This is a genomic window from Sphingomonas bacterium (genome assembly GCF_903644135.1).
In the GTDB taxonomy this organism is placed as follows: Bacteria; Pseudomonadota; Alphaproteobacteria; order Sphingomonadales; family Sphingomonadaceae; genus Sphingomonas.
Window position 1 is genome coordinate 1 of record NZ_CAHJXA010000299.1, and the last position, 3,508, is coordinate 3,508.

Here is a 3,508-nt window from a genome sequence, read left to right on the forward strand (position 1 = left end):
CGCGAGCGGCACGTCGCGCGGGGCAAGCTGTTGCCCCGCGACCGGGTGCATCGGCTGCTCGATCCGGGATCGCCCTTCTTGGAGGTCGGCGCGCTGGCGGCGGACGGGCTGTATGGCGGCGACGCGCCGGGTGCGGGAATAGTCGCCGGCATCGGCCGGGTGGCCGGCCGCGAGTGCATGGTCGCGGCCAACGACCCGACGGTGAAGGGCGGGGCCTACTTCCCGATGACGGTGAAGAAGCATCTGCGCGCCCAGGAGATCGCCGAGCAGAACCGGCTGCCGTGCATCTACCTGGTCGACAGCGGCGGTGCCAACCTGCCGCACCAGGCGGAGGTGTTCCCCGATCGCGAGCATTTCGGCCGCATCTTCTTCAACCAGGCCAACATGAGTGCCAAGGGCATCGCCCAGATCGCCTGCGTGATGGGCAGCTGCACCGCCGGCGGTGCCTACGTTCCGGCGATGAGCGACGAAAGCGTGATCGTGCGCGGCCAGGGAACGATCTTCCTGGCCGGGCCGCCGCTGGTCAAGGCGGCGACCGGCGAGGTGATCAGCGCCGAGGAGCTGGGCGGCGCGGACACGCATGGCCGCCGCTCGGGGGTGGTCGACCATGTCGCCGACGATGACGAGCACGCGCTGCTGATCGTGCGCGACATCGTCGCGACGCTCAACCGGCCGAAGTCGGTCGACATCGAGATTGTCGAACCGCGTCCGCCCAAGCTGGACCCGGAGGAACTGTACGGCATTATACCGCAGGACGTGCGCGCGCCGTACGACGTGCGCGAGGTGATCGGGCGGATCGTCGACGGTTCGGAGCTGCACGAGTTCAAGCCGCTGTACGGCACGACGCTGGTGTGCGGCTTCGCGCGGATCTGGGGGATGCCGGTGGCGATCCTCGCCAACAACGGCGTGCTGTTCAGCGAGAGCGCCGTGAAGGGCGCGCACTTCATCGAACTCGCCTGCCAGCGCCGCGTGCCGCTGCTGTTCCTGCAGAACGTGTCGGGGTTCATGGTCGGCGGCAAGTACGAGGCGGAGGGGATCGCCAAGCACGGTGCCAAGCTGGTCACCGCCGTCGCCACCGCCTCCGTCCCCAAGATCACCGTGCTGATCGGCGGCAGCTTCGGGGCCGGCAATTACGGCATGTGCGGGCGGGCCTATAGCCCCCGGTTCCTGTTCAGCTGGCCCAACGCGCGGATCAGCGTGATGGGCGGCGAGCAGGCGGCGAGCGTGCTGGCAACCGTCCACCGTGACGCGGAGACCTGGACGCCCGAGCAGGCGGAGGCGTTCAAGGCCCCGGTGCGGCAGCGGTTCGAGGAGGAGGGCAACCCGTACTACGCGACCGCGCGATTGTGGGACGACGGCGTGATCGACCCGGTGCAGACCCGCGACGTGCTGGGGCTGGCGTTCGCGGCGACGCTCAACGCGCCGATCCCCGAACGCGCGACGTTTGGGCTGTTTCGGATGTGAGGAAAATATGCGTACGCTGATCCAACGGACTGGTTCTGATTGTGGAGTTGCCACGTTGGCGATGCTTGCGGGTAAAACATACAATGACGCGGCTAATTTCATGCTGGCGCAGTATCCAGAGGCCAAGCTTGTGAGCACTGGAAAGATTGTCGCAGGACTTCGCTACTTTGGTATTGAGCCTCTTCAAAAACGCTCCCGAGCATTGGTTGGGGTCAAGCTTGTTGAGCTAAGACATGATGCCCTGCTGCAGGGAAGCCACAAGAAAGATGCTGTGCGTCCCGATCATTGGGCTGTTTGGGACTGTAAACACAAAAAGGTTCGGGATCCTTGGGGTGAGGACATCCCATTTTATCCTAGTCATTATATGTTGGTTCGGTGACCCGATCCCTCCTCATCGCCAACCGGGGCGAGATCGCGCGGCGGATCATCCGCAGTGCGCGGCGGCTGGGCGTGCGCACGGTGGCGGTGCACTCGGACGTCGATGCCGCGATGCCGTTCGTGCGCGAGGCGGATGCGGCGGTGTGCATCGGTACGGCGGCGGCGAGCGACAGCTATCTGCGTACAGATCGCCTGCTGGCGGCGGCGCGCGAGACGGGGGCGGAGGCGATCCATCCCGGCTATGGCTTTCTCAGCGAAAACGCCGATTTCGCCGAGGCGGTCATTGCGGCGGGGCTAGTCTGGGTCGGCGCGCCGCCCGCCAGCATCCGGGTGATGGGGCTGAAGGACGCCGCCAAGGCGCGGATGATCGCCGCCGGGGTGCCGGTGACGCCGGGCTACCTCGGCGAGGACCAGAGCCCCGAGCGGCTCCAGCGCGAGGCCGACGCGATCGGCTATCCGGTGCTGATCAAGGCGGTGGCTGGCGGCGGCGGCAAGGGTATGCGGCGGGTCGATGCCGCCGACGCGTTCGCCGAGGCGCTGGCGAGCTGCCGGCGCGAGGCGGCGGCGGCGTTCGGCGACGATCGCGTGCTGATCGAGAAGTATATCCTCAGCCCGCGCCACATCGAGGTGCAGGTGTTCGGCGACACCCACGGCCACGTCGTCCACCTGTTCGAGCGCGACTGCTCGCTGCAGCGCCGCCACCAAAAGGTGATCGAGGAAGCCCCCGCCCCCGGCATGGACCCCGCGACCCGCGGCGCCGTCTGCGACGCCGCGGTCAAGGCGGCCAAGGCAGTCGACTATGTCGGCGCGGGCACGATCGAGTTCATCGCCGACGGCTCGGAGGGCCTCTCCGCCGACCGCATCTGGTTCATGGAGATGAACACCCGGCTGCAGGTCGAGCATCCGGTGACCGAGGCGATCACCGGCCAGGACCTGGTCGAGTGGCAGTTGCGCGTAGCCTCCGGCGAGCCGCTGCCGAAGACGCAGGACCAGCTGGCGATCAACGGCTGGGCGATGGAGGCGCGGCTTTATGCCGAGAACCCCGCGACGGGGTTCCTGCCGTCGACCGGGCCTCTAGAGCGACTGCGGTTCCCGCGCGGCCTCAGGATCGACAGCGGCGTCGAGGAGGGTGGCGAAGTGACGCCGTTCTACGACCCGATGATCGCCAAGATCATCGTCGCCGCGCCGACCCGCGCCGCCGCCGCCAACAAGCTGGCGCGCGCGTGCGGCAAGGTCGAGGTCTGGCCGGTGAGGACCAATGCCGCCTTCCTGGCGCGCGCCGCGGCCGACCCTGACTTCGTCGCCGCCCGCATCGACACCGGGTTCATCGAGCGCCACGCCGACCGGCTGATCCCCGCGGCCGAGCCGTCCGAGCCGGTGCTGCAGGCCGCCGCCCATGCGCTGCTGCCGCCGCGGGGAACCGTTCCCTGGACGGCGCTGCACGGGTTTCGCGTCAACGCCGCCGCCGACCTTTGTGTCGCGGTTGCGGTTGCCGGCCGCACCCACCTCGTCACCCTCACCGAGCGGCCGCAAGCGACGATCGCCGACGGAGTGCTCTACCTGGCGGGCGAAGCCTGGCCGTTCGGGCCGCCCCGCGCTGGCGAACAGCGGCGGCAAGCATGGTGTGGGCCGCAATATCCACCTGGGCAACACGATCCTCGGCCTG

The 3,508-nt window shown here is 68.4% G+C and carries 3 protein-coding genes; all 3 read left to right on the plus strand.

Annotation, left to right across the window (positions count from 1 at the left end; translation table 11 throughout):
* Positions 1-1,464 (plus strand): carboxyl transferase domain-containing protein (locus HUU96_RS13310; protein WP_174293241.1); only part of this gene is annotated, 1,464 nt, incomplete at its 5' end.
* Positions 1,465-1,471: 7 nt separating this feature from the next.
* Positions 1,472-1,843 (plus strand): hypothetical protein, encoded by a 372-nt coding sequence (locus HUU96_RS13315; protein WP_174293242.1) that lies wholly within the window; start codon positions 1,472-1,474, stop codon positions 1,841-1,843.
* The coding region (locus HUU96_RS13320) for an acetyl-CoA carboxylase biotin carboxylase subunit (RefSeq protein WP_174293243.1) at positions 1,840-3,508 on the plus strand (1,669 nt) is incomplete at its 3' end. The genes HUU96_RS13315 and HUU96_RS13320, both read left to right, overlap by 4 nt.

Excerpts from the sequence above, each read along its gene's own strand:
- HUU96_RS13315 (WP_174293242.1), top strand. The coding sequence starts at position 1,472 with ATGCGTACGCTGATCCAACGGACTGGTTCTGATTGTGGAGTTGCCACG.